Annotated in this window: 17 protein-coding genes; 7 read left to right on the top strand and 10 right to left on the bottom strand. The window is 45.7% G+C overall.

The features are described 5' to 3' along the window. Positions 1 to 96: 96 nt before the first annotated feature. The 3 genes from OSCIL6407_RS0107955 to OSCIL6407_RS0107945 all read right to left on the bottom strand — a co-directional run bounded on the left by OSCIL6407_RS0107955 (position 97) and on the right by OSCIL6407_RS0107945 (position 1,557). Positions 97 to 462: a hypothetical protein gene (locus tag OSCIL6407_RS0107955; protein ID WP_026103678.1), complete on the bottom strand. Its 366-nt coding sequence runs from the start codon at positions 460 to 462 to the stop codon at positions 97 to 99. Between the two features lie 65 nt (positions 463 to 527). After that, positions 528 to 1,229, bottom strand: a complete 702-nt coding sequence (locus tag OSCIL6407_RS0107950; RefSeq protein ID WP_007356435.1) for a hypothetical protein — start codon at positions 1,227 to 1,229, stop codon at positions 528 to 530. A gap of 61 nt (positions 1,230 to 1,290) precedes the next feature. Then, on the bottom strand, positions 1,291 to 1,557 hold the full coding sequence (locus OSCIL6407_RS0107945) for a hypothetical protein (RefSeq protein WP_007356436.1): 267 nt from the start codon (positions 1,555 to 1,557) through the stop codon (positions 1,291 to 1,293). Positions 1,558 to 1,799: 242 nt separating this feature from the next. On the opposite strand from OSCIL6407_RS0107945, the gene OSCIL6407_RS0107940 reads away from it, so the two are divergent. The 4 genes from OSCIL6407_RS0107940 (at position 1,800) to OSCIL6407_RS0107925 (ending at position 3,568) form a co-directional block, all read left to right on the top strand. Beyond that, positions 1,800 to 2,120 carry a helix-turn-helix domain-containing protein gene (locus tag OSCIL6407_RS0107940; RefSeq protein ID WP_007356438.1) on the top strand — a complete coding sequence of 107 codons (321 nt, stop codon included), beginning with the start codon at positions 1,800 to 1,802 and terminating at the stop codon, positions 2,118 to 2,120. Positions 2,121 to 2,138: 18 nt separating this feature from the next. Beyond that, positions 2,139 to 2,828: an ImmA/IrrE family metallo-endopeptidase gene (locus tag OSCIL6407_RS0107935; RefSeq protein ID WP_007356439.1), complete on the top strand. Its 690-nt coding sequence runs from the start codon at positions 2,139 to 2,141 to the stop codon at positions 2,826 to 2,828. A gap of 69 nt (positions 2,829 to 2,897) precedes the next feature. Beyond that, entirely contained in the window at positions 2,898 to 3,128 is a 231-nt protein-coding gene (locus tag OSCIL6407_RS0107930; protein ID WP_007356440.1) for a polymorphic toxin type 33 domain-containing protein, read from the top strand. A 23-nt stretch (positions 3,129 to 3,151) separates the two neighbouring features. Next, the gene (locus tag OSCIL6407_RS0107925) at positions 3,152 to 3,568 is read left to right on the top strand and encodes a DUF4279 domain-containing protein (protein ID WP_007356441.1); all 417 of its coding nucleotides are present in this window, start codon (positions 3,152 to 3,154) and stop codon (positions 3,566 to 3,568) included. A gap of 28 nt (positions 3,569 to 3,596) precedes the next feature. Here OSCIL6407_RS0107925 and OSCIL6407_RS0107920 read toward each other — a convergent pair whose 3' ends face one another. Then, on the bottom strand, positions 3,597 to 4,400 hold the full coding sequence (locus OSCIL6407_RS0107920) for a DUF4058 family protein (RefSeq protein WP_007356442.1): 804 nt from the start codon (positions 4,398 to 4,400) through the stop codon (positions 3,597 to 3,599). A 556-nt stretch (positions 4,401 to 4,956) separates the two neighbouring features. Between OSCIL6407_RS0107920 and OSCIL6407_RS0107915 the strand changes: the two genes are divergently transcribed. Further along, positions 4,957 to 8,160: a type ISP restriction/modification enzyme gene (locus OSCIL6407_RS0107915; RefSeq protein WP_007356443.1), complete on the top strand. Its 3,204-nt coding sequence runs from the start codon at positions 4,957 to 4,959 to the stop codon at positions 8,158 to 8,160. Between the two features lie 190 nt (positions 8,161 to 8,350). Beyond that, positions 8,351 to 8,563: a hypothetical protein gene (locus OSCIL6407_RS0107910; protein ID WP_007356444.1), complete on the top strand. Its 213-nt coding sequence runs from the start codon at positions 8,351 to 8,353 to the stop codon at positions 8,561 to 8,563. A 14-nt stretch (positions 8,564 to 8,577) separates the two neighbouring features. Here the strand turns inward: OSCIL6407_RS0107910 and argS are convergent, their stop codons facing one another. From argS to OSCIL6407_RS0107880, 5 genes are all read right to left on the bottom strand, one after another. Further along, on the bottom strand, positions 8,578 to 10,335 hold the full coding sequence (gene argS / locus OSCIL6407_RS0107905) for an arginine--tRNA ligase (protein ID WP_019487092.1): 1,758 nt from the start codon (positions 10,333 to 10,335) through the stop codon (positions 8,578 to 8,580). 347 nt (positions 10,336 to 10,682) lie between these two features. Then, complete coding sequence (locus tag OSCIL6407_RS0107900) at positions 10,683 to 15,731, bottom strand: hybrid sensor histidine kinase/response regulator (RefSeq protein WP_007356446.1); 5,049 nt, start codon at positions 15,729 to 15,731, stop codon at positions 10,683 to 10,685. Positions 15,732 to 16,117: 386 nt separating this feature from the next. Beyond that, positions 16,118 to 19,207: a methyl-accepting chemotaxis protein gene (locus OSCIL6407_RS0107890; protein WP_007354950.1), complete on the bottom strand. Its 3,090-nt coding sequence runs from the start codon at positions 19,205 to 19,207 to the stop codon at positions 16,118 to 16,120. Between the two features lie 136 nt (positions 19,208 to 19,343). Continuing rightward, a complete protein-coding gene (locus OSCIL6407_RS0107885) occupies positions 19,344 to 19,877 on the bottom strand; it encodes a chemotaxis protein CheW (RefSeq protein WP_007354951.1) in 534 nt (177 codons plus the stop codon). Between the two features lie 389 nt (positions 19,878 to 20,266). Then, the gene (locus tag OSCIL6407_RS0107880) at positions 20,267 to 21,520 is read right to left on the bottom strand and encodes a response regulator (protein ID WP_007354952.1); all 1,254 of its coding nucleotides are present in this window, start codon (positions 21,518 to 21,520) and stop codon (positions 20,267 to 20,269) included. A gap of 574 nt (positions 21,521 to 22,094) precedes the next feature. Between OSCIL6407_RS0107880 and hmpF the strand changes: the two genes are divergently transcribed. Continuing rightward, positions 22,095 to 23,834 (top strand): pilus motility taxis protein HmpF, encoded by a 1,740-nt coding sequence (gene hmpF, locus OSCIL6407_RS0107875; protein WP_019487090.1) that lies wholly within the window; start codon positions 22,095 to 22,097, stop codon positions 23,832 to 23,834. 601 nt (positions 23,835 to 24,435) lie between these two features. Here hmpF and OSCIL6407_RS30420 read toward each other — a convergent pair. Continuing rightward, positions 24,436 to 24,991 (bottom strand): ATP-binding protein (locus tag OSCIL6407_RS30420; RefSeq protein WP_083893664.1); only part of this gene is annotated, 556 nt, incomplete at its 5' end.

The following is a 24,991-nucleotide window of genomic DNA, read 5'->3' as shown; positions in this document are numbered from 1 at the left end:
CTGATTGTATGGTTGTACTTTAGAAACAGTTTTTCTACTTCTATGATGCGCCGATCGAACTCTGCCGTCAATAGCTAAAGTTGAAGGGCGCATCAATCATCCGAGTTTGCGAAGTTGCTTGAGAATTGCTTTATATTCTCCAACTGGATCGATTTTTTCTTCAGCTTTGTCACCAGCTAAAACTTTAAGAATTCGCTCGCAGCGTTCGCACCGATTACCTTGCCAACAATAGCACTCTTCAACTAAGCCTAAAAGAGTCTCTTTGAGTTGTTGATTTTGTGCCAAAAGTGCTTTGTAATTTCGCTGCACAGACTCGACTACTAAAGTCATGTGTTTAAAATCTTCCGTCAGACTTTCGAGATCGTTTGTAGCATCAGCGCGAATCTCTTTTGTTAGGTCTAAATTGCGTCTCAAACTGGTTTCGCGCACGTCTGATTTAGTCAAATTTGCAACTTTTTTCATTTCACCCTCTTGATACATCCTGAAATTAGTGTAGAGGCGCAATTGTTCGCGCCTCTACAATCCGATTAGAATACGTCAGCAGTTACTTTTTCTGCTGCTGGTGGTAAGGCGATACCGCCGTTAGAATTCAAGGCCATAGTCTCGTCTCGGCTATTAGTATGAGCGGCCATCAAGCAGGCAATTTCATGGGGTGGAAGGTTGTCCAAGCACACCATAGACTTTGTACTTTCTAGATCGATCATGCGTGATAGGTTGTTTTGATCGGATAAAACTGCTGCTGCTTGGTCAATAACTGACCAGTCGGAACGTTCAACCCAAGACCATTTTAAGCTGTAGTAATTGATCGGTTTTACTACACCATTATCATCGGGTTTCTGGCCGGAATGTTTAACGAATTCTGGTACAAAAAGACCAGTTGCCGGCTCTACACCTCGCGCTTGAACTGAGGCAACTAAGCAGTTAAAATCGTTTAAGCTTCGGCCTTTAATGTACGTGACCATTACAACTCCGTGCGGCAATTCCCCGGATTCAGCAACAAACCATAATTGCCCCCATAAAGTATTCTGAGTTTGGCCGAGGGAACCGAAAAATTTGCTAAATTTGAGAATGGTCATTGAAGACTTCGAGCCGCAGTCTTTGTCGCCAATTGTCCACTGTCCTGACTGGCAGTTATTGCGGACTGCGATTGGCATTTCTGGAACTAAAATTGCGTCGTTGGGTTTAGCACCAAAAACAGAAATTGTTGGTTTTTCTTGTGTCTTAGTCATTTGTTTTTCTTCCTTTCTTTTCTCTTGATTTACAACTCTAATAGCCATTAGCAATTAGCCATTAGCGAATTAAGTGGCTTGTCGTTTTAGGCTCTGGATATCTGTATTCAAGCATCGCTTCCTGCTGCGCTTTAATAATCCTTAAAGCACCAACTAAATGCTCTAAGATTTCTACGTGCGCTGGCGTAAAGTGGATACTAAAACCTTCGCCATCCCGCGCGTAGCCGGGACAAACCAGGGAGGCCGAATTTTGTTCTTCGTGGGCGGCGATATAGAGCCAGTCGTCGTCTTCGAGCTTGTAGTGCGTGTCTGTCCAAGTTCTCAACATGGCAGTTCCTCCTTGTTTGTGTACCAGCGGTTACGCTGGGCGATCGCATTCACTCCTCTGCAAGACACGCTATCTATGGCGTGTTAACTGGTTGTTTTTGGTGCGTAACGCTATCAGTACCGCATTTTCGTTGACTTTCTCATCAACTATACCCATCTTAGCGCGAGTTGATTTTATCGTCAAGCTTTTTGTTGAACTTTTATTCAAAAAAGCCTACAATAGCGATCTGGAGGGAAAAAAACGTGGAACAAACTTTTGGAAGGCTAATTCGCCAAGCTCGGAAGGATAAATCTTACTCACAACGTGAGCTAGCTGGTTTACTTAGTGTGGACTTTACTTACTTATCTAAACTGGAGAACGATCGCGCCGATTATCCGCCCAAAGAGGAGGTAATTAGAGCGTTAGCGCGGAATTTGGATCTGGATCAAGAGGAGTTGATTTTTCTGGCGGGGAGATTGCCTCAGCAGTACGAAGCCTTGCTGAGACAGAATCCGAAGGAAATGCAAGCACTTTTTCGCCGGATGCAAGACGATCCCAGTTGGATTAAAAAGTCTGTGCATTAAGTGAGAGAGGGCAACAAAGTGAGTATCTTTAAGCCGTATCGCTTTTATCCCAAAGAAACTATTGAGCGTCAAGCAAACGACATTTTGATGCGGATGCAGCAAACGTCAAATTTCGCGCCGAGATGGCCGTTTGAAGCGTCAATGGTGGCTGATTTTCTGGATTTGGGAGTAGTTTGGGACTGCATCCCGCCGGATTCAGAAGGTGCGATCGCGGCGAGGATTCTCCCCTGGCTGCGGCAAATTGAGATTAATGAAGAGATTCTTGATTTGCCTGCTGGGTTTATTGAATCAACGATCGCGCACGAGATCGGTCATTGGGTACTGCACATCAATCACGATGAGGCGGATGGTACTGTTAAACAGTTGGAATTAGATTTAGGTGATTTTGGAAAAATTGCCTCTGATTCTGAAGAACCGTTTGTCTGTCGGGGTTCGAGTGCTGATACTAAGATCGCATCAATTGAATGGCAAGCACAATATTTTGCAGGTTGTTTGTTGATGCCTCGGCATATTTTAGAACAGAAAAGGGAGGGTAAAGATTTAACGAAATGGTCGCATTTATATAAAATTCGAGATGAGTTGGGAGTGAGTATTTCTAACTTGACTAATCGCTTGCAGGAGTTTGGCTGGATTTACATTCCCAAGGGCACTCGCGAGATTTATCCGGGCCAGCCTGTGGCGGATGGACAGCAGCGATTATTTGGGTAAGATACGAGGAGGGTTGAGATTTTGTAATTAATCTCAACCCTTATATTTTGAGGGTGTGAGGTATGGTTCATGGAATCAGATAATGATGAAGAGGAGCGAAACTGGAGACAGGATAAGCTACTAACTTGGGATGATATTGATAGACTACAGAGAGGAGGAGAAAATATCCATAAAATAAAAGGTAAGCGCAATACGGCAAACAAAGACCTTTACAAAGACACTGAGGGGAATATCTATATTAAACCCAAAGGTGGTATTGGGGCGGGTGAACCAACAGGTTTGAACATTAATGATTTCTAATAAGTTTCAAAAGGAGCATTCGGATGGAATCAGAAATTTACGCCTATTTCCAGTTGGTGGGAATGGAGTTTGACCCAGACGATGTCACCGCCAAAGTAGGCATAAAACCTACTGAAATTTGGAGAATTGGTGACTTAATTACTTCACGGGGTACTAGACGACACAAGCAGAATGGTTGGAGCGTGTATTCACAAGTAGAAAATTCGATTTATTTAGAAGATTACGTAAAATCAGTGTTGGAACAGCTTCAACCAGGATGGCAGTCTTTAGTAGAGTTGTGTAAGCGTTATGATGCGGAGATTTCTTGTGTAATTTATTATCGGAGTGGGAGTGTCCCCGCGATTCATTTTGATAGGTATCTTGTTGAGATGGCGCATCAATTGAATGCGGAAATTGATGTGGATTTCTATGTTTTGCCAGAGGAAATATCTGCGGCGTGAACGCGCCGATCTATAAGGTTAAATAGGATTAATTATCTCGCAGTCCAGTTGCTTGTAAAAGTTCGTTTGCCCAAACCAGATTTTGTTCGGACAGGGACGGTATCGGAGCTCGCTCGTAATCGATTCGATAGTCATAGCCCGCGCGATCGTAAACACCTGCGAACAATTCTGGTAAGTTAACAATAGGTTCTACATCTTCCTCACGTAAGGGAAGTAGAAATACAGGTAGAGAATCGCGGAGGTTAAAAGCATAAAGTTCGGCAAGGGGACGGCGATCGCTGCGACTGACTAAAACGCGATAATCGCTTTGAATAGAATTGTTAAGTATGGGCATAGGTTCCCCTCTTCGCAGCAAGTCGATTTCAACTAAATGGGTTAAGCTACCTAAAATACTCTGGCGTTTTTTGAGATAAGTAATTCTGCCATCTCCATTGCGTTTGTTGACTGGAGAAAGAATTTCAATTGCGGTGACAACTTGCCTAGTTGCCATTTCTCGTACTTCTAGATAAGTTTGTTTAATTTTTTCCGAGGCTGGCACTTTGACGGTAGTGGGAACTGTTAGGGTAGCAGTGGCAACTAAACGGGTAGGAATATCGGGGGTATTGGGTTGACGTTTGATGGCTACATCGGGGATACCTACTAAAAGCGAGTCATCATTATTGTCATGGGTGTCGTTAATTTGATAGATACGTTTTTCAATAGCGATCTCATATTTGGGGCGAATTTGAGGGACTAGGGATTCCGCAATCATGGAAATTAACCAATGGTGAGTTTCCTGCCAGAAATCGGGGTGTTCTAAGTAGGGGTCCATTCCGGGAAAGGGTGAAGGCATAGGGCTGTATTCCGATTTATTGATTTTTAAATCATTTTAGCATTGGTTAATGTTGCGACAAGGGCGATCGTTTTTTGGGGAGAAAATGGCAATCGTCTCAAGCTACCTTTGGACAAATTTCCACTTTTACAGTCATACCTACTTGGTTGAGCATTGTAATTAAAATATCAACCGAGAATTGCCCAATTTTACCTTAAGTTAAAGCTTTGATTTGGTCGCTATTTCTTCAACGCCTTTGCCTACAATCGACATGGGTTTAAAGTCTGATGGTTGTATGCCTTGCTGGAGTGTCCAAAGTGCAAAACCGACTTCTTTTCAGGCATCTTCAGGAAGATATTGGATTTCTTCGCGGGCAGCACCAACCCACCGAATCGGTTTGATGGTCATTGGGTTTGTTGAGAATCGAATACTGTAACAATTGTAACACAGAGGATGAAGATTAGTTATCTGTGGCTTGTGTTAGGGGCGATCGCACTTTAGTTAGATTGGTGGGTGGAAGGGCGCTCGCGCCCCACTTACCGTTATATAATTATCAATACCGTTAACGGCGAAGCCAATGCGTTTTGATACCTACATCCACTCAATTCAGAATAATCTTCAGCGGGGCAGCGAGCGCACCCATTACCCAACTTTCAAGAAATTACTCGATAACCAGGCTGCTAGTCTCGAAGCAATCATAGAAGAAAAAGGTAATAAAGCAGGCGTTCCCGATTTTACAATCAGACGGCGCGATTTGCTCGTCGGTTATGTGGAAGCTAAGGATGTCGGATTAGATTTAAATCCAGTTGAAAAAACAGAACAGCTTCAGCGATATCGAGAATCTCTAAACGGTAACTTAATTTTAACCAATTATCTAGAGTTTCGCTGGTATGTTGAGGGCAAAGTCAGATTAACCGCAGTTTTAGCCAAAAGAATCGGCAACGAAATTACACTCCAAAACCCTGAGAAAACTATTGAGCTAATCGAGGGATTTCTTAACTACAGTGGCGCTGCCATTAATAGTCCAGAAGACTTAGCAAAACAGATGGCGCGATTAACCAAATCAATTCTACTCGCTACAGAAGCAGCTTTGCAAATAGAAAATGAAAGCGGAGAATTGCATCAACTCAAACGTGGTTTTAATGAAATACTCCTACCCGATCTCAATGATGCGGCTTTTGCAGATATGTATGCTCAAACTATTTCCTACGGTTTATTTGCGGCGCGAGTTGGTCACGCTCAAAATCCCCGAAATCAAGTTTTCGATCGCCGAACTGCTGGCACGTACATCCCAGCCACTAATCCGTTTTTGCGACGGTTATTTAACAGTATTATCGAAACAGATTTACTCGGTCAAATCAACTGGGCAATAGATGATTTAGTGGAGCTACTAGGGCGAGTTGACATGACTGTTATTCTCGAAAATTTTGGTCGCCGCACTCGACAATCAGATCCAGTAGTTCATTTTTACGAAACGTTTCTAGCAGCTTACAATCCAGCTTTGCGGAAAAGTCGGGGCGTTTACTACACTCCTGAACCCGTCGTATCATTTATTGTTCGCTCTGTCGATTATATCCTAAAAAACCGTTTTAATCTGCCTTTAGGATTAGCGGACAATACAAAAAACCCAGACACGCAAAAGCCGCGAGTGCAAATTTTAGATCCGGCAACTGGTACGGGTACTTTCCTTTACGGAGTTGTCGATCGCATTTATCAAAATCTGGAAGATATGGGAATATCTGGGAGTTGGAATCAATACGTGCAGGAGAATTTATTAACCCGATTATTTGGTTTTGAGTTGTTGATGGCTCCCTATGCGATCGCACATCTCAAACTCGGTTTGCAACTGCAAAATCTCGGCTATGAGTTCAGCAGCAAGCAGCGTTTAGGAGTTTATCTTACGAATACTTTAGATGAAGCTTTAAAAAAATCGGAGGTTCTGTTTGCTCAATTTGTCGCACAAGAAGCTAATGAAGCTTCAGCAATTAAGCGGGATTTTCCGGTGATGGTTGTGTTGGGAAATCCGCCTTATTCGGTAAGTTCACAAAATGCGAGTAAACGGCGCAGAGTTGCTAGTTCTGATGCAACTTATTTAGCAGATATTAAATACACCGGCAAAGATTGGCAGAAAGTTTTTAAGAAAGCGAAAAAAGGTAAAAATATTACAGAATTAACCAAGATTGGCGAACTGTTGGAACGTTACAAAGGTAGAGTCAGGTTGGAAGGCGAGAAAAATATTCAACCGTTGGATGATGACTATATTAAGTTTATTTGTTTTGCTCATGATCGTATCGAAGAAACAGGCTATGGAATTGTTGCATTTATAACAAATCATTCGTATTTAAATGGCTTAATTCATCGCGGAATGCGGGAACAATTACTGAACGGTTTTGATAAAATTTATGTGATGGATTTACATGGGAATTCTCTACTGAAGGAAACTCCCCCAGATGGCAGTATCGATAAAAATGTGTTTGATATTCAGCAGGGTGTGGCGATTTTATTGGCGGTGAAAAGTTTGGAGGTAAATAATAAATTTAGCCAAGTTTTTTATTATGATTTGTGGGGAAGCCGGCAATATAAATATGAGTTTTTGAACAATACTGATATTGATTCTGTTTCCTGGCAAAAGTTACAGCCTTCTCCGCCTAATTACTTTTTTGCACCAAAGGAGTTAGAATTTGCGGAGGAATATCAAACTTTGATGCCGGTGACAGAAATTTTCGGATTATATAAAAATGGTATTCAAACTGGCCAAGATGAATTTTCTACGGCATTAGATAAGTCTGATTTGGAAGGAAGATTAAAATTATTTCACTCAAAAGATGTAACAATTAGCGAGATTCAAGCTAAATTTGGCTTAAAAGATAAGGCAGGCTGGAATTTGGCCGCAGAAAGACAAATGGCTTTATCTGAAGGCTACGATGCGAATTTGATGCGTTCTTATTTTTATCGGCCTTTTGATGTCCGGTGGATTTATTTTAGCAAGAGAATTTTAAAAAGACCTGTAAAAGAAGTAATGCAGCAAATGTTGCAACCCAACTTAGCGCTTATTTTATGCCGACAACAGGTAGAGTCAGGATTTCGTCATGTTTTTGTGACAAGTTTGCTAGCAGATTGTAATGCAATTTCAATTAACTCAAGAGAGTTTAATTCCTATTTCCCTCTCTATCTTTACCCTGACACAGAGACCGAACAAGGAAACTTGTTTACTGAACCCACAGCCAATCTATCCCAAAAGTTCCTCAGTGCGATTCGCGAAAAACTCGGCTATATACCAACTCCGGAAGCAATCTTTTATTACGCCTATTCTGTCTTTCACAGTCCTACCTACCGCCAGCGTTATGCAGAATTCTTGAAAATAGACTTTCCCCGCTTACCCTTAACTGGCGACCAGGAAATTTTCACAGCATTAGCTAAAAAAGGTGAGGAATTGGTAGCACTGCATTTGATGAAATCGCAAAAATTAAATAAAGTCATTACTAAATATCCGGTGAGCGGCGATAATGCTGTTAGTGAAGTTACTTATAATGAATCTCAACGGCGGGTTTATATTAACAAACAGCAATACTTTGAAGGTATTCCCCCTGAAGTGTGGGCGTTTAAAGTGGGCGGATATCAAGTGTTGGATAAATGGCTAAAAGACCGCAAAAAAGCTAACAGAAGTTTATCTTTTGACGATGTGTTGCACTATCAGCGCGTCGTGGTTGCTTTGAAAGAGACAATGCAAATTATGGCTGAAATAGATAATGTAATACCTGGTTTCCCTTTTTTACCGTAGCCTATCAATAGAAGTAATACCAATTTCAAAAAAGTATGCAACAGTCTTCTTGTCCCCCCCTTTGCAAGGGGGGCTAGGGGGGTCGAAGAGTCTTGCATGATTTTAGAGAAATAGTATAACTCAAATTCTGTAATAGCCATCATTCACACGCTATAATAAACTCAACCCAAAAAACTTGGTGGAGCAAAAAATGACAACACAAATACTCGAACTAGAGGGAACATGGGAAGAAATTCTTACCCATGCTTCAGAATTAGCAGGTCATCGGGTTCGCGTAACTGTTATTCCTGACAGCGAATCACTGAAGTCAGCAGAAGAATGTTTCCGTCAAGGATGGCACGAAGCAATGACAGGACAGACAATACCGCTTTCTGAACTATGGGATGAAATTGATGCAGAGTGAACCTACTTCAAATATCACATCCTCTCCAACACTCCAATCCCCAACAAACCTAAACCTAACTTCAAAGTCTTGGCCGTCAAATCGCACAAAACTAACCGCGAAGTCCTCAAAGGTTCCTCAGATTTCAACACCGGACATTGCTCAAAAAACTGATTAAACTTCTGACTTAGCTCAAACAAATACTGACAAATTCGATTAGGTAACAAATCCCCTTCAACAGCACCCACAACCTCACTCAATTGTAATAAATGCTTAGCCAAAACTAACTCTGCATCTTCCTTTAAAATCACTTTCGCATCCGCACCCAAATTATCAAAATTAATCTCACCTTTACGGCCAATCCCCTTAACTCGCACATAAGCATACAACAAATAAGGAGCCGTATTACCCTTAAGATCGAGCATTTTATCGTAACTAAAAGTATAATTGCTCGTGCGATTTTGGCTCAAATCTGCATACTTCACCGCACTCAAACCAATCACCTTGGCGACATTAGCAATAAACTCCTCAGTTTCCTCTCTCTTTTCTTCCTGTAACCGCTTTTCCAAATCGGCACGCGATCGCACTATAGCCTCATCCAACAAATCCCGCAACCGCACTGTCTCCCCGGAACGAGTTTTCGACTTCTTCCCATCTTCTCCCAACACCAACCCAAAGGGAACGTGAACGATCTCTACATCATCAGGAATCCAACCCGCCTTTCTCGCTACCTGAAAAAATTGGGCAAAATGGTTAGCTTGTCCAGAATCCGTAACATAAATTAACCGATTTGCACCATCTTTCTCAATCCGATAGCGCAGCGCGGCTAGATCGGTTGTCGCATAGTTAAAACCGCCGTCTGACTTCTGGACAATTAACGGTAAAGGTTCACCTTCTTTATTAGTAAAACCTTCTATAAATACGCACTTTGCGCCGTTATCTTCCACCAATAAACCCAATTTTGTCAAATCTTCGACGACACCAGGTAACAGCGGATTATAAAAAGATTCGCCGCGTTCAGTTAATTTAATATCCAGTAAATCGTAAATAACTTGAAATTCGCGACGGGATTGTTCGCATAGTAAATTCCAAGCGCGGCGAGTATCTTCTGCACCTGCTTGTAAGCGCACCACCTCTTGTCTGGCTGTTTCTTTAAAGGTTTCATCTTCATCAAACCGCTTTTTAGCTTTGCGATAAAAATCAACTAAATCCCCTAAATCCAAAGCATCAGCAGTTGTCAAGGCCTCTGGGTAAACTTCCCGCAGATAGGCGATTAACATTCCGAATTGCGTACCCCAATCGCCTACATGATTTAAGCGTAAAACATCGTGACCTTGAAATTCTAAAATCCGTGCGAGACAATCTCCAATAATTGTCGATCGCAAATGTCCGACGTGCATCTCTTTAGCAATATTCGGACTAGAAAAATCGATCGCTACTCGCTGCGGCGTTTTTGTAGGCGCAATTCCCAATCGCGGATTGTTGGCGATCGCATTCACTTCCCCTTCCAAATACTCTGGTTTCAGGGTCAAATTGATAAAACCAGGGCCCGCGATCGTCGGAGTTTCGCACAAATCCGCCACATCCAGATTTTCAATAATTGCCGATGCGATCGCGCGCGGCGGTTTCCCCAACTTCTTCGTCAGCGACATCGCCGCATTACACTGATAATCGCCAAATTTAGGATTACTCGCCAATACCAGCATCGGATCTGTACCCGCCAAATCTTCGCCAAAGGCTGCGATTATTGCCCGATCAAATTTTGCTTTAAGCTGTTCAATAGTAGATGTCATAATTTTCAGGAAGAAGGAAGAAGGAAGAAGGAAGAAGGAAAAAGGAAGAAGGAAAAGTGAGAGGATATTTATCCTATTAGCAAGCCCTAATTAGCAATTAGCAATAGGACTTACGCTTACATAACGCCGCCAACAAGCGCGGTTTCTTGACCGCCAAGATGGCGGCGTTACGGATACTTTTAGGTAAATCCTGACCAATTACTCAAGTACAGGACTTACGCACTCTCTAGGTAACGCCGCCATCCTGGCGGTTAAAGAACTACCCTTGAAAAACAGCCGTACTGCGATTTTGCGTAAGTTCTGAATTAGCAATTATCCTGTTTTCATGTAACTGAAAACAGTAATAATTAAGCGCCAGCAGCAGCAGGAGCCCCAACCACTTCACCCTTAAGCATTCGAGAAGCAGCATCAAGCAAATGCTCCTCTAAATAAGGCTTAGTGAAATAACCCCGTGCGCCCAAACTGTAAGCCATTTGGCGGTGTCTATCCGCCCCACGACTCGTTAACATTGCGATCGGCAACTCAGATAAAGTCGAATCCTTTTGCATCCGGGATAACAACTCCAAACCATCCATCCGAGGCATTTCAATATCGCAGAATACGATATCGCAAGGCAAACCAGACTTCAGTTTTTCCCAAGCTTCCTTACCATCGCGAGCTTCTTCAACTCGGTATCCAGACTTCTCAAAAGTAATCGAAAGCAGCGATCGCACGGTAATCGAATCATCCACAATCAACACAGTGGGCTCATTCTTATCAGGCGGGGCCTCAGCGGGAGGCTGAGAACTATTCTCATCCCAGAACGCTACAGTATTATCCTTGCTGAGTCGTCCCGTAGCTAAATCAATTAGTTCTAAAACATCTGCGATCGCGACAATCCTACCATCCCCCAACACCGTCGCCCCCGCAATTCCCACCGGCTTCGGTACCGGCCCTTCCAATTGTTTAATTACAATCTCCTGCTCAGTGGAAACCTGGTCAACCTGCACCGCCAAGAAAATCCCGGCCGTTCGCAGTACGATCACCGAAATCATGTCATCGTCAGCATTAAACCCGTAAACGCTACCCCGGCCTAAATAGCGGTTGTAACCCAACAACTCCCGCAAATGGCGGAAAGGTAACATCGAACCCCGCCATTCAATACTATGCTGACCATCTGCCCCTACCTGCACCTGTTCGCGGGGGACATCGATCATATCCTCCACCCCATCCATCGGGAAAGCAATCCGAGCGCGATCGCTAATACAGCAAAGCGCCTTAGAAATACTCAAAGTCAGCGGTAAGCGAATCGTAAACACCGTCCCCTTACCAACAGTCGAGTCAATACTAATACTGCCTCGAATTTCGCTCAAGCTAGTCCGCACCACATCCATCCCCACACCGCGTCCGGCAAATTCCGTCGCCTGTTCCTGGGTACTAAATCCCGGCATAAACAGCAAATCGTAAACATCAGCGCGAGACATTTTTTGCGCCCCCGCCGCAGTAATCAACCCTTGCTTGAGCGCCTTCGCCTTCACCTTTTGCGGATCGATCCCGGCCCCATCGTCAGAAATCGAAATCACCGTCTGGTTGCCTTGATGGAACACCCGAATCGTAATCTTACCTACTGCGGGCTTACCAGCGGCCTGTCGCACATCGGGAGTTTCAATCCCGTGAGTAATGGCATTATTCACCAAGTGAGTCATAGGGTCATATAACTGCTCCAGAATCATCTTGTCGATTAAAGTATCTTTGCCCTCAACCACTAATTGCGCCTGCTTACCGCATTTAATGGAAATATCTCGCACCGCACGGGGTAGTCTGTCTGCTGTTTGAGCAAAAGGCATCATCCGCGCGCGAGTTAAGCCTTCTTGCAACTGAGTTGTAACTTGCCGCAATTGGCGAGTCACTTGGTCGGCCTCATCCACCAAAAATTCAATGTCAGCGGCCGACTCCCGGACTCGGACGATCAGCTCAATAATCTCTTGAGATTGGCTATGGAAAGGAGTAAACCGGTCTAATTCTATATCTGAGAAACCAAAACGGTTGCTGCTGCTACTGCTGTGCTGGTCGTTACCCTGAACCTCTGGCTGCCAAGTATTGCGATGAGCTTGGCGCGTTGCTAACAGGGAAATTTCTAGGAGCGATCGCTCATAGAGGTCTTGCATCCGCGCCCCTACATCGGACAGCAGGGATACTTGATGCAGCAAATTGTCTAAGAACTGCCGCATCCGCTCTTGATCCTGCTCCAAACTGTTGCGGTTAACCACCAGTTCCCCCATCAGGTTACTGAGGTTATCTAACTGCTTGACTGGAACCCGCATCGTCTGCTCGAAGGAACGGCGGTTAGGTCGAGCATTGCGGCTAGCCTGTCCCATCACTGTTTCGCGGCCCGAGCCAGCTTGACCTTTAATTTGATCGAGCAATATGCCTAAGTCCCCAAATTCGTCATCAGTGCCGTCGTCTAATTCCACAGGGACAGATATGTTGCTAGCAATTGGTGCAACTTGTGGTTCTGGGACTCGTTCTTCTGAATCTATCAGCAAGTCTTCCAAATCGGAGAAAACATCTGATTCCAACGCGGCATCATGGCGATCGTCATTGCTCTGTGTCGCCTCACTCAACATCGCTTCTAAATCAGCAAAATCTTCCGCACTCTCTGATGCCAAGAACTCGCTCTCTGTCTCGTTTGCAGTTAACTGAGTTGTCAACTCTGGCATCTGGGCCGCTTCAATTGCCGCTTCTGAGTTCATCGAGACCTCGGCATCTTTCGAGTCTAGCAAGTCGTCTAAGCTGCCTTCCTCAGCGGAGTTTTCTGCTACTGCGATCGAGGTATCCGCCGACTCCGAAATTTCAAATTCCCCCAACAAATCCATTTCATTTTCTAACCAGTTATCGGGTGCAACTGGCATTTCATCGACATCTTCGACCCCTGATAATTCTGCTGCATCCGTTTCCATTTCTAGATCCAAATCACCTTCTGCTTCCAGCAACTCGTCTAGCAATTCCATTTCACTACTATCTTCAGTTTTGCGATCGGAATTTGTAGATAGAGCGCTGGCAATTTCTTCTTCTTCCGCAAATCCTTCCCAGTCTGAGAGGTCGGCATTTTCCCCAGACATATCTAAACTGGGTAATTCTAAATCGTTATCGTTGGCATCCTCTAAATCGAGCCAATTTTCTACATTAGCAACTGCTTCTAGGTCATTTTCTAGGTCATCTTCTAGGTCATTATTGTCAATGTCGGAATCTGAACCAAACAGTTCATCGAAATCAGTATCTTGGGACTCCGCTGTTGCCAGAGGTACAGGAGCGATTTCTTCTTCTTCTTCTTCGCTTTCCTCACTCAGGTTTTCCATATCCCCAAATAGAGCATCTAAATCTGCATTTTCCAGCCCCAGTTCTGGTGAAGTGGTTTCTGCCTCTTCTTGGTCGAGAGAGTCTGTAAACCAATTGCTCTCTTCGCCCTCCTCATCCAAGCTCGGTATCATGTCGATCGCGGAAACTTCGGTTTGTTGCTCGTTGCTCAATCCAGCTTCAAGTTCTTGACCGTTATCAGCATCGTTGACTGGAGCGATCGCCAACAGCTCTGTCAAATCATCGTCATCTATTGAGAATTCAAGATTGCTCTCCTGCTCAAAAGCGCCGTCGCTTTCCTGTGCGAGGCCTCCATTCATCTCCTGTTCAAAAGCTCCCTCACTTCCCCATTCCCCTTCTCCTTCCCAGTCAGATGGTAATGCTAAGTCGTCAAGTTCATTATCGTTAATCTCGTCGAACAAATTAGCTAATTCTCCCGATTTTTCCTCAGATAGACCATTAAGTTTACGGCTCGAATTATTGGCACTGGGAGCCAATAATTCATTTGTTCCTAATGCCATCTCTGCTTCCTCTTCCCCTTCTCCTAACATGAAATCCCCACCAAATAAGCTGGTGAGGTCATCTGTTGGTGGCATCTGTCTAGTGACTTCCTTGCGTTTATCTTCTTCTGTATCGAATAGCAAGTCTGTAAAATCACCAGAATTATCATCATCTGAAGCGGGCAAGCCAATAGCTGTTCCAGAGGTCATTTCGGGAAGATCGTCCTCTTCTTCCCAAGCGCCGTCTAGGTCTGGCGTTTCCCCCTCAAACAAATCGGCTAAGGTGTTAAGTTCTGCTATCCCTACTTCTGGCCCGGTTCTACTAGCTCCTTTAAAGGAAAGTGCCTCCTGCTCTGTCGCTCCGAAGGGTGTCCCATCGTCAAACTGAAGCATAGTTTCCTGATGGTTGCTGTTAGTATCTCCCCATTCAAATCCTGAGTTTGTGTTGGTTTCTACCTTATTAAATATTTCGTCGAGATCCATTTCGGAGTCTGTACTAGCGTCAGATTGCTCTGCTAATTCTGCTAATAAGTCATCCTCTTCTTGTTCGTTGAATTCTACGCCTGTTAAATCCCAAAGAGTTTCTTCTGCGTTTTCTCCTTGTCCGTAATCTTCGGCGAAGGCCAACAAATCTTCTAGTTCGCTATCTCTTTCTTCTTCAATAGCAGGTTCTGGTGGTAGCAGGGCGATCAGATTTTGACCGGGTGCGATTTCGGCTTCGCGACCGACAATTACTAATTCTTGGGCTTGTTTGATGTCTCTGATAACTACTTGTGCCAGGTTGCGGTAAGTGTTTTCAGGATTTGCGATCGCTCTTTCTACTGTGCCGATTAATTCCACCCAGTTACGGAGTTCAAATTGTTCGCCTGCTGCCTTAAAATTGCGGCAGATTTTATCTAGTTGTTGCCGACTTTCTGCACTTTCGGGGCGTTTAAATACTTGCAACATTTGCCGCAGTTGGTCGGTAACATCTGAGCGAAAAATTAGTTGCAGCGCACTTTCTTCTTTTGCTTGTACAGGAGCTTTTGGTAATGGGGCGACAACGGACAAGTTTCTGCCTGCTACCCCTCCTATTGCTCCTGCCATTACTATCTCTGGTTCGTGCAATTCGGTGGCTTCCCACACACCGCCGCTTTGTTTAACGATGTGGGCGAGGTGGTTATTGAGTTCTTGAAATACTGGTTCTACTTCTTTGAGCATTTGGTCGGCTGTTTCTTCCGTCAGACCAAAGGGCCCTGACAACTGCTCGATCAGCGTGCTCATGGTATCGAAAACGCGCAGGAAATATGATTCTAGCTTCTGGTCTACCTTCACGCCTTCACATTCTTTAAGAATTTTAAAACTGTCTTCTAGGCGATGAGCTGTTTGTTGAATGCTGCTGAGTCCCAACATTGCCGCTCCACCTTTGACTGAGTGAGCGGCTCTAAATACTTCGTTAACAAGTTCTTGGTCTTCGATAGTGGATTGCAAATTTAGCAAGCCTTGTTCAATTGTATTGAGGTGGTCTTTTGCCTCCTCAATAAAGTAACCCATAATCCTCTGTTGTTGCTCCGGCAGCATAATTCGCTCCAAATTTTGTTAATTGTTAATTGTTAACTGTTAATTGTTAACTGTTAATAGGACTTACGCTCATGGCTTCAGAAACCGGGTTTTTGGAAAAATCTTTGGGTGAAGGCGAAGTATTTTCGTCAAAAAACCCGGTTTCTTTGGATTGGGTACGTAAGTCCTGTGTTAATTGTTAACTGTTAGTTGTTATTAGTTGTTAACTAATAGATAGTTGTTAACTATTAGTTATTAACTGTTAACATTAATTCCCTTACCCTGCCCCCATACTCAAGAGCTCAACAGCTCCCCATCTCCCCCGCTCCCCCGCTCCCCCGCTCCCCTGCTCCCCTGCTCCCCCGCTCCCCTGCTCCCCCGCTCCCCTGCTCCCCTGCTCCCCTGCTTCATTGCCTTTCCGCAGTTTCTACCCGGAAACGCTCTACGGATGTCAGCAAGTCTCGCGCAACGCCCACCAAGTTTTGCAAAGAACCGTATACCCGCTGCGATTCTTGCGAAGTTTCTTGGGCCGTTAATTCTACTGCTTGCATAACGTGAGAAACAGCGCTTGCTGTCTGGTTTTGTTCGATGGTATCTGCGGTAATCGATCGCACCAGTACATCGATGCGGTTCGTTACTTGAATGATATCTTCTAGCGATCGCTTCGCCTGTTCTGCTAACCGCGTCCCCTCGATTACCTGCTGAGTCCCCTCTTCCATCGCCGTCATTACCGCCCCTGTTTCACTCTGAATTTGCATCACGATTTGCTCGATTTCTTTAAGAGACTTAGCGGATCTGTCTGCTAGCTGTCGCACTTCATCCGCCACGATCGCAAACCCCCGTCCTGCTTCCCCTGCTCTCGCTGCTTCAATGCTAGCATTCAAGGCTAGCAAGTTCGTCCGGGAGGCGATCGTCGCAATCAAAGCGACAATCTTGGAAATTTCTTGGGAAGCTTCGGCTAATCTCTTGACTTTTCTGGTCGTTTCTGCTACCGTTTCCCGAATTTCTAAAATCCCTGCTACCGTCCGCTCCACTGCCTCGCCGCCTTTGATGGCGCTAGCTGCTGCGCCCCGCGCTACTTCTTCTGCTTCGCGAGCGCTTTCTGCCACCCGCTGAATCGCGTCTGTGAGCACTTGTACGGAATTCAATGTCGCCGCTAGTTCTTCAGCTTGTCGCAGCGCGTCAGAGGACAAACCTTGGGCAAAGGTAGCACTCTCAGAAGCGCCTGTACTCACGTCTCGTGCTGCCTGTTTCACCTGGTGGACGATTTCCCGCAGGTTTTGAATCGTTAAGTTAAACGAGTCAGCAACGGCTCCTAATACGTCGGCTGTGACTTCGGCTTGCACCGTCAAATCGCCACGAGCGGCCCCTTCTACGTCGTCCAGCAGTCGAATCACTTGGCGCTGCAAATCTTCTTTGGCTTGTTCCTGTTCATCTGCCTTCCTTCTAGCATCGCTAGTTGTAGTCAGAATCACCTTTGCCATGTGGTTGAATTTGGCCGACATTTTGCCAAATTCATCCTCTGAGTAAACTGTGGCGCGAGCCTCTAAATTCCCTTGGGATACAGAGTCAAACTGAACTTGCAAGTCGTCTGTCGATTTGCTCACCTGACGAGCAACTAAGTGACCCAAGCCCCAAGCTGTCAGAAAGCTGGTGAAACCGGCGGCTGCGGTCATTGCCCAGCCTGTTTGCCGCAAGTAAGCGATCGCCTCTGGTTTATCTTGCTTCAGGGCTTGGTAAGAAGCAAAATTAGTCACCAGTGCCACAGCCACCAAGGAAATTAACCCCGTACCGATCGCCGTGTACAATTGCTTAGTAATCAGCGGGGCATTCTCCAAGAAAGCCAACCCGCCCTGCTCTACCGTTACTGTCGCATCGATGGGTTCTTCTGTGGGAGTGAAACTCGGTACCGACTCTGGGGTTCCTGAAATGCTAAAAATCTCATCATCCCGAATTGCTGAGCCATCGCTGTTATCCCCAAAGTCCAGGTTGCTAGTAGTCGCCCCCATGACTCCGCCCGTCATCCCTCCAAATCCGCTACTACCGCCTGTGGTCAGAATAGAGCTATTAGCATCGTCAGAGATATCAAAGTCGGGGAGGTTGCCTACATCTCCAAATTCATCGAAGTCATCTATCCAGTCACCCCGATCGGTTTGGGGACTCGGTGTTAGGGGGAAGTCACTATCGGGGCCCGCCATGCCGAAGGAGTGGGATGGCGTTTCTTCGTAGCTAGAAAAGGAGTCAGCAAAGGCATCGTCGTCGAAGCTGTCAAGGTCGAAACTATCTGGAATATTGAACCCGTTTTGCAAATCTTCACCCTTGGCGGCTTTACTTCCCTGGGTAGTGGACTTAAAGCCTGAATTCAAATCTTTCGAGGGTTTCCCGATCTCGCTTAAAGCTTCCGGGGCGCTGTGCGATCCCATCAATAGGGTTTCATCTTCAGCAACGGAATAGTTGGATTTACTTCCACCTAAATCGCTGCCTTCTTTGGCTTGTATGCCTGATGTTCTAGATCTTGTCTGTCCTGGTTCGGCTGTTGGCTGCGGTTGGAGTGGCATCTTTTGCTTGCCGTTAGTCTCGGCTGGTGGGTAAGATTCTTCAAAGTTAAGGTCGTCTGGCAGTTCCAAAGGCGCAAACATATCATCAAAATCTTCTGGGAACTCGCCTAGATCTTCTATCCCAGAGTCTGCCAACCCAGAATCGGCAAGGGATTGAGAGCCTATAGTGCGACCGTTCTGTTTCGAGGCAGCCCCGGCAAATACATCTGCTTGTCTCTGTTCCTGAGCCGGCGGTGATGGCTTTTCCTTGGGAGCGGGGAAGGTAAGCTGGGTATCAGCCATAGCCATCGCATCATCGTCAAAATCCAGCCCCCCCAACTCTACCCCTGAGTCGAGATCCGCATCGGCAAAAGCTGCCATCCCTCCACTACCGCTGCTGTTGCTATCAAAGTTGGGGGATTCGCCAAAGGGATTTAAAAGTTCTGCGTCGTTGGCGTAATTTTCTAAATTATTTTCAAAATCTAACTCGGAAAGCCCCATGCCCATCATGCCAGCGTTATCTAGTTCTAGGCTACTGGTGCCGAGATCGGATTCCAAATCAGATCCGCCACCAAAAAGCGATAAGTCCGGTTGTTCTAAATCGTTTTCCCCAGATAAACCAGGGTACATTTCTAAATCTAAATCTTCTGAAAAATTCTCTAAACTCTCTCCGGGTGCTCCAACGGCAAACTGCTCTGCGTAAGCAATGCCGTTGTTGGCATGATCTACGAAGCCTGTATCATCTGTCAGACTCAGCACTACCATGTACTGTTCTCGCGCTACATCATACTGTTGCAGCCCGTAGCAGTAGATGTGACCGCATAGCAAGCGAGCACTTGGATCTTCGGGAAAATCTTCTACTAACTGGTAAACCAGAGCAGCAGCTTCTTCATAGTTGCCCTCCAGGTATGCCGCTTCTGCCCGCTGGTACTCCTGCTCAAAGTCTGTAGTTGTTGCCATTTGCCGCCCCCTTTGGATTTTAGATTTTAGATTTTAGATTTTAGATTTTAGATTTTTACCTTGACTTTTAGAAGTGATTCTCTGACGCGCGATCGGACTCAATCGAAAAAATAAAATCGAAAAAATAAAATCGATTTCATGCAGCCCACCGGGCCGAGCGCAGAATTTTCACTTGGTCTAGCAATCTGAGAACCTGAGAAGTCTCATCGCCCAATAACCATTCCCCTCTAAGGAATGGAACCATCCCATCAGGAGCTGAAGACTGAGCGTGCAGTTGGTCTACATCGAGCCAGTGCATCCCGACAATTCGATCGACTGCTAACCCTAATATAGTGTCTTGATCTTCGACTGCAATGATCGGAATTTCTGGTCTGTCCGTGTTTAAAGGTGTTTGGTCTCCTAGAAATTGGCCCAAGTCAGCAACCCAAATCACGCGCCCCCTCATATTTAGAGTACCTAAAAGCAAGGGAGAAACATTGGGAATCGGGGTCATTCTATCGGGTGCCGGGGAAAGTACCTCTCGAATGCCCATCGCTGGTAGTGCAAACTCGTTTCCCGAAGGAACGTAAAACCGCAGGTGTAGTTCACCTTCGGGACTTTCCAGCTCTTGAAATTCAGGAGCTTGATCGGAATTGAAGCCTGGTAATATGAAGTCCGGGTTGCCCACCATAATGCCGATACCTACCCGTATAGCGATTGTTTGAGAGTTGGGTAAGGACGAAGGAATGTTCGCCCGTATTTCTGTTGACCCACAGACCAAGGAATTAACCTCGATGGGGTTTTGAGTTCGTTTACCTTTGCTTGTGTGCGCTCTCTTCTACAACTAAAATGGGTAGCGTAGATTTTGCTACAGGCAAGCTTGGGTTTAACGTTAACAGGAATTACTGCCATCGGCGCTAGCTGAGAACTACTAATCGCAAGGGATATTTGTTTAGGAGCTTAGTTGAGAATTAGGTATATTATATTTGCACTTCGGGCATTGAGACTGACTTTGGTAGGAAATTGAATTCCAACTAACTTAAAAGTGCGATCGCGAAACGCCGCGCCGAAGGCATCGCATCAGGTTTTCTGAGGTTTCTGGTTTTCTTCTATGTGATTTTCTAGTTCGTCAGCTAATAATCTTGCCGATTCAGGAGCTTCCTTCAAACCCGGCCCGACATATTTTTCTACGAGCATCAATAACTCGCTTTCTCCAAAGGGCTTGGTAAAGTAGTCAGTTGCTCCTACCATCCTCGCCTTAACGCGGTCGATAAATCCGTCTATGCCAGTTAGCATCACAATTGGTGTCTGCCGAAAAGCAGTAGAATTACGGAGCATGGCGCAGATTTCGTAGCCATCAAGTTCTGGCATGGCAATGTCACACAAGATTAAGTCGGGTTTGAGCTGAAAAACCAGACTCAGCGCTTTAAGGGGGTTGCTAATACCAGTGGCCTCATAACCATGCTCGTTCAAAATCGCCTCGACGGTCTTGCGAATCACGCTGTCATCATCAATACAGACAACTCTGGGAATTTTAATTTCCCGCGATGACCATTCTCGCGCCTGAGTGTCCGTGCGAGAGGGTTGATAGAACAGTTGTACTAATCCCTGCTGTACGAATGGATAAATCGCCTTAGCAACTGTCAAGACATCTCGGTTCAGGTATCGCGCCATTTGGCGAATCGATGTCTGACCATCAGCCCAACGGTTGAGGGTGTTAAAGACATTGGGTCGCAGTGCTGAGCGCAGTTGAGCGGGGTCTGAAATCACCGGACACTGGTTTGGTGACTGAATGTGAGGGTGAAACTGCTTCCACTCCTGCACTTGTTTAATAATCTTAGCTAACAAAGAACTAATATCCAGGCTGGTCAACTGGGGGGCTAAAGCCGGCCCCATCTCAAAGGTAAAAGCCCCCTGGTGCAGGCTGAGTAGGTCGAATAAAGTTTCGTGTACCATGCTGTGGATGATGCTGCGCCCTTGAGCCGGGGTGAGGGTGTGGTTTTCCAACAGAGCCCAGAGGTAGCCGTACTCAGGAGCATTCGTAGATGCGATCGAAGGTGCTTCGATATTGTCAAGAGCGGTGTCGGCTTTATAGCGCCGCAGGTAGTCTCGCAGGCGAAACAAACTGCCCGCACTCTGGGTAGCGTAGATGATCTGACCATTAAAACAGAAGACAAACCAAGATTGTTCTGAGGGCGAACGGTGGAAAGCTTGCTGGTTGAGGCCGCCGCTCGCTGAGCTGTAGGCCTCGACAAACAGTTCTCCAGTTCGCTGGCCCAACTCAATCAGTTGCAGGATGCTACGGATGTCTATTTCATTCAAATTTCCCTGCATGGAGCTAAAGTTTTCTCCTTAAAACCGTTGGAATTTGAGCTAACTTGGCTATCAGCTCGTGTCGCATGACTTTACTATCCAAGCAGTACAGCCAACCGGGCCCTCTACATCTATGTAGGGGCATCGCCCCCGTGTCGCCCTCGGTTTTAAAGTCAGGGTTAGCGGTGGGTAGTTTACTTAAACTTCTGAACTATAGTTAGACTAGCCTAATACTGCTCTGACATGGAAATTATCGGGGTGTACTCCGATTGGCATGATATATCATGTTAGGTTAGCGATCGCTTCTACCCGCGAGGCGATAAGACTGATAAAATAAATGAAAACTTTTTGACTAGCTGACCTTGACGCGCATCTTCAGCCTAAATTGGAACTACAGCAACGGGCCAATCTTCGCCCCCTCAGTTCTGTCGCCTAGTAGCAGCGCGTCAGAATTAGAAAGCTTGCAATTCCAGAAGGCGGGGCATTCTTGCGCTTTCTGGACGCTTCGAGCCAGCAGCACGCGCTTGTGCTGCTACAGTCGGAAAAGAATGTTATCCACGGATTGGGCAAACGACACCTCAAGAGGACGATCAGCGTGCTGTATCTAGCGGAAGTACAAAAACAGAAAAGCAGCTTTGGTCTTGGTAGCGGTAAGGCTGAACTCAAACTGCTAGCTTGTCGGCGGAGCGAGCATAATTGGAGCGCTGTACCCGGTGAGGAGTTGATTCCAGCGGAGGAAGCTAATAGCTTCAACGGTGGGACTCTGGTGCTGGTTGAGCTGAGCAATAGTAAGCAGGTGCAGCAAATTCAGGAGGCCGCCCGCCAATTGGTGAGCATTCTGCAAAATTTCTCGCGGTTGCAGGATAAGTTTAAGGACAAGGAAGAGGAAATAGAGCAGTGGAAGGCTTCTCTAACTTTTTCTAGTCAGGAGCTTAACCGCCGGGAGATGGAGATGCAGGCTCGCGAAGAGCAGCTAGCGCAAATGGAGGAGGAACTCGAACGGCTAGAGGCCCAACGCTCGGAAATTGAAAGTGCGCGGGAGGAGGCTAATCGCCTGCGGGAAGAGGTCGATCGCAGTCGTCTGGAAATTGAGGGTGCTTGGGAACAGTTGCGCGGCGAGATGCAGCGCATGGAGCAGCAGCAGACTAATTTGCAGCAGGCGGCGGTGTTAGACGAGCGGCAGGCCCAGAATATTCAGGATTTGCTCGAACGACTGTCGGGGGCTGCTGCTCCTCAAGAGTTAATACGGGAGGAGTTGAATCACTCTTTGGCGATGGTGGTGGCTCAACAAGCATTGCTGGATCAGCACTGGCAGCAGTTGGAACAAAAACGGAGTTGGGTTCAGCAGCAGCAGGATGAGGTGGAAAGGAACGGTCAGAATATCCAGAATCGATGGCAAGAATGGCAACAAGCTCAAGATTCTTTGGCGCAAGCGCGGGCTGAGTTAAAGGGCCAGCAGAGTGCTCTGAGTGTTAAGCAAGAGCAGACTCAGGCTTTGGGATCGCAGATGCGGGCCCAGGAGGATGTTTACCAGCAACTTTATCGCTTGGCTGAGTCTTCCGATCGGGTGAGTGTGAGCGAGAAGGTGGATGTGCAAGCGCTGGAAAAGATGCCGGTGGAGGAGTTGCAGGGGTTGGTGCAACATCTGCAACAGGATTTAGAAAAGGTGTTTCGTTTTGTTAACGATCAGGAGGAGGAGCTGACTTTTCAGCGCCAGGCGATTGAAGAGTTGGAAGCGAAGATCCGAGCGGCTAGCGAGTACGATCGCTTGAGTTTGGAAGGGGAACTGGCTGACGAGCAAGAAAATTATGAGATGTTGAATGAAACTCTCGTAGGCCAGCGCCGCAGTCTGCGGGAGAGGGAGGAGGTTTTGAGTCAACACCAAGCTGTGCTGGAGCGTAGGCTGGGTAAGGCTGATGGTGGCAAACAAAATGAAAAAATTGATTTGGGGCCGGTGTTGAGCCAGTTAGAGGGTCAGCGGCATCAACATGGGGAGGAATTGCAGAAACTGGAAGCTCAAATTCAGCAGATGCGGGAGGCGATCGCCCAGATGGAGGGGACTATTCACCGTCAAAGTGGCGAACAGGAGGCGAAACGTTACGAAATTAAGCAGTTGGAACAGAATTTACAAAACCAGCGGGGAACAGTGGCAGAACTCTGGGGACGGGTGAATCTTTACCAAGAAATGTTGCAACCTGTACAGGATAATCTCAGTGGCTTACGGCAAAAATTAGAGGCGGTGGGGGCTCAGCTCAGCCAGGTTCAGGAAAAGGCAGATCATCAAATGCAGGCGATCGCTCAGTTGCGAGAGATGCTGGGGAGTTTGTCGAGTTAATAGTTAGTAGTTAATAGTTAATAGTTAATAGTTAATAGTTAATAGTTAATATTTAGTACAAGTTACGCAGGTGATACTTGCGTAACTTCTAGCCCACATTCCGCAGATATTTGATCGGATTTTTTAATCAGTTGTGAAAACTTGGAAGCCCAATGCTTTTGGGTTGAACTTATGCGGCTTTAGCGTTACAGAAGCTTGTCAAATTTACCTAAACCAAGGAAGTTGAAATAATTGACTTTTTCTGATATGTTCACATTGCTATTTTATCGCGATCGCTCATATTTTGAAGCAAGGGAAATTATGCCAAGAGCAAATTACCTTGACTAATCAATGAAAATTATTCACAAATATTTACACTTCGCTATCGCTCGTCATTCATTTGAAAATATTAAATAGTATTGACAGCAATACTCTCCTAAATGCCGCAAGATATCTTGACGCTCTTGGGTTAAATTGCTATCTAGGTGAACGCTCAAATATCTGCGGAATGTGGGTTCTAGTTTTATTTTATAACAGAATGGCTGATACCAAATCCGGCTTTACTACCCCCTTTATTGTCATTGCGAACGTAGTGAAGTAATCTCAAAGCCTTGATTTAAAGTCAAGAGTGCGTAAGTTTTGTAAAAATAATCCATTGACCTTCAACAATCGCGATCGCGCCTCCGGGAAAGGGAGCGGTTTGGGATCTATTAGGTGCAGAAATTAATTCTCGAATTTTTTCAATGTGAACAAAACTCGGAGAAACAGGCAATATTTCCTGTAATAATTGCCTTAAAACCCTTCTTTGTAAAGCCAAATGAACTCCATTCAAAATATGGCGATTAATTCGATATTTTCCATCTAAACTATTGCTAAAAGATGCTTGTAAGCACAATTCACTAGCCGCAATTGCTAGATAGTCTGTATCGGCCCGAAGGAGTTCTGCGGTTTGCGCTAGAGCTTGTTCAGCTTGGGGATTGAAGTGAGTTTGCAAGTATGGCAACAATTCAGCGCGGATACGATTACGAGCATACTTTAAGTCGTGGTTAGTAGAATCTTCCCAAATTTCTAGGTTTTGCTCTTGACAAAATGCACCTGTTTGGGTACGAGTGATTTCGAGCATGGGACGCACTAATAAGGGAGCGGGGGGGAGGGGGAGCGGGGGAGATGGGGGAGAT

This window comes from Kamptonema formosum PCC 6407, from assembly GCF_000332155.1.
Lineage (GTDB): Bacteria > Cyanobacteriota > Cyanobacteriia > Cyanobacteriales > Microcoleaceae > Kamptonema > Kamptonema formosum.
The sequence above is the reverse complement of the archived record's forward strand: the minus strand, read 5'-3'. Positions and strand labels throughout refer to the sequence as shown.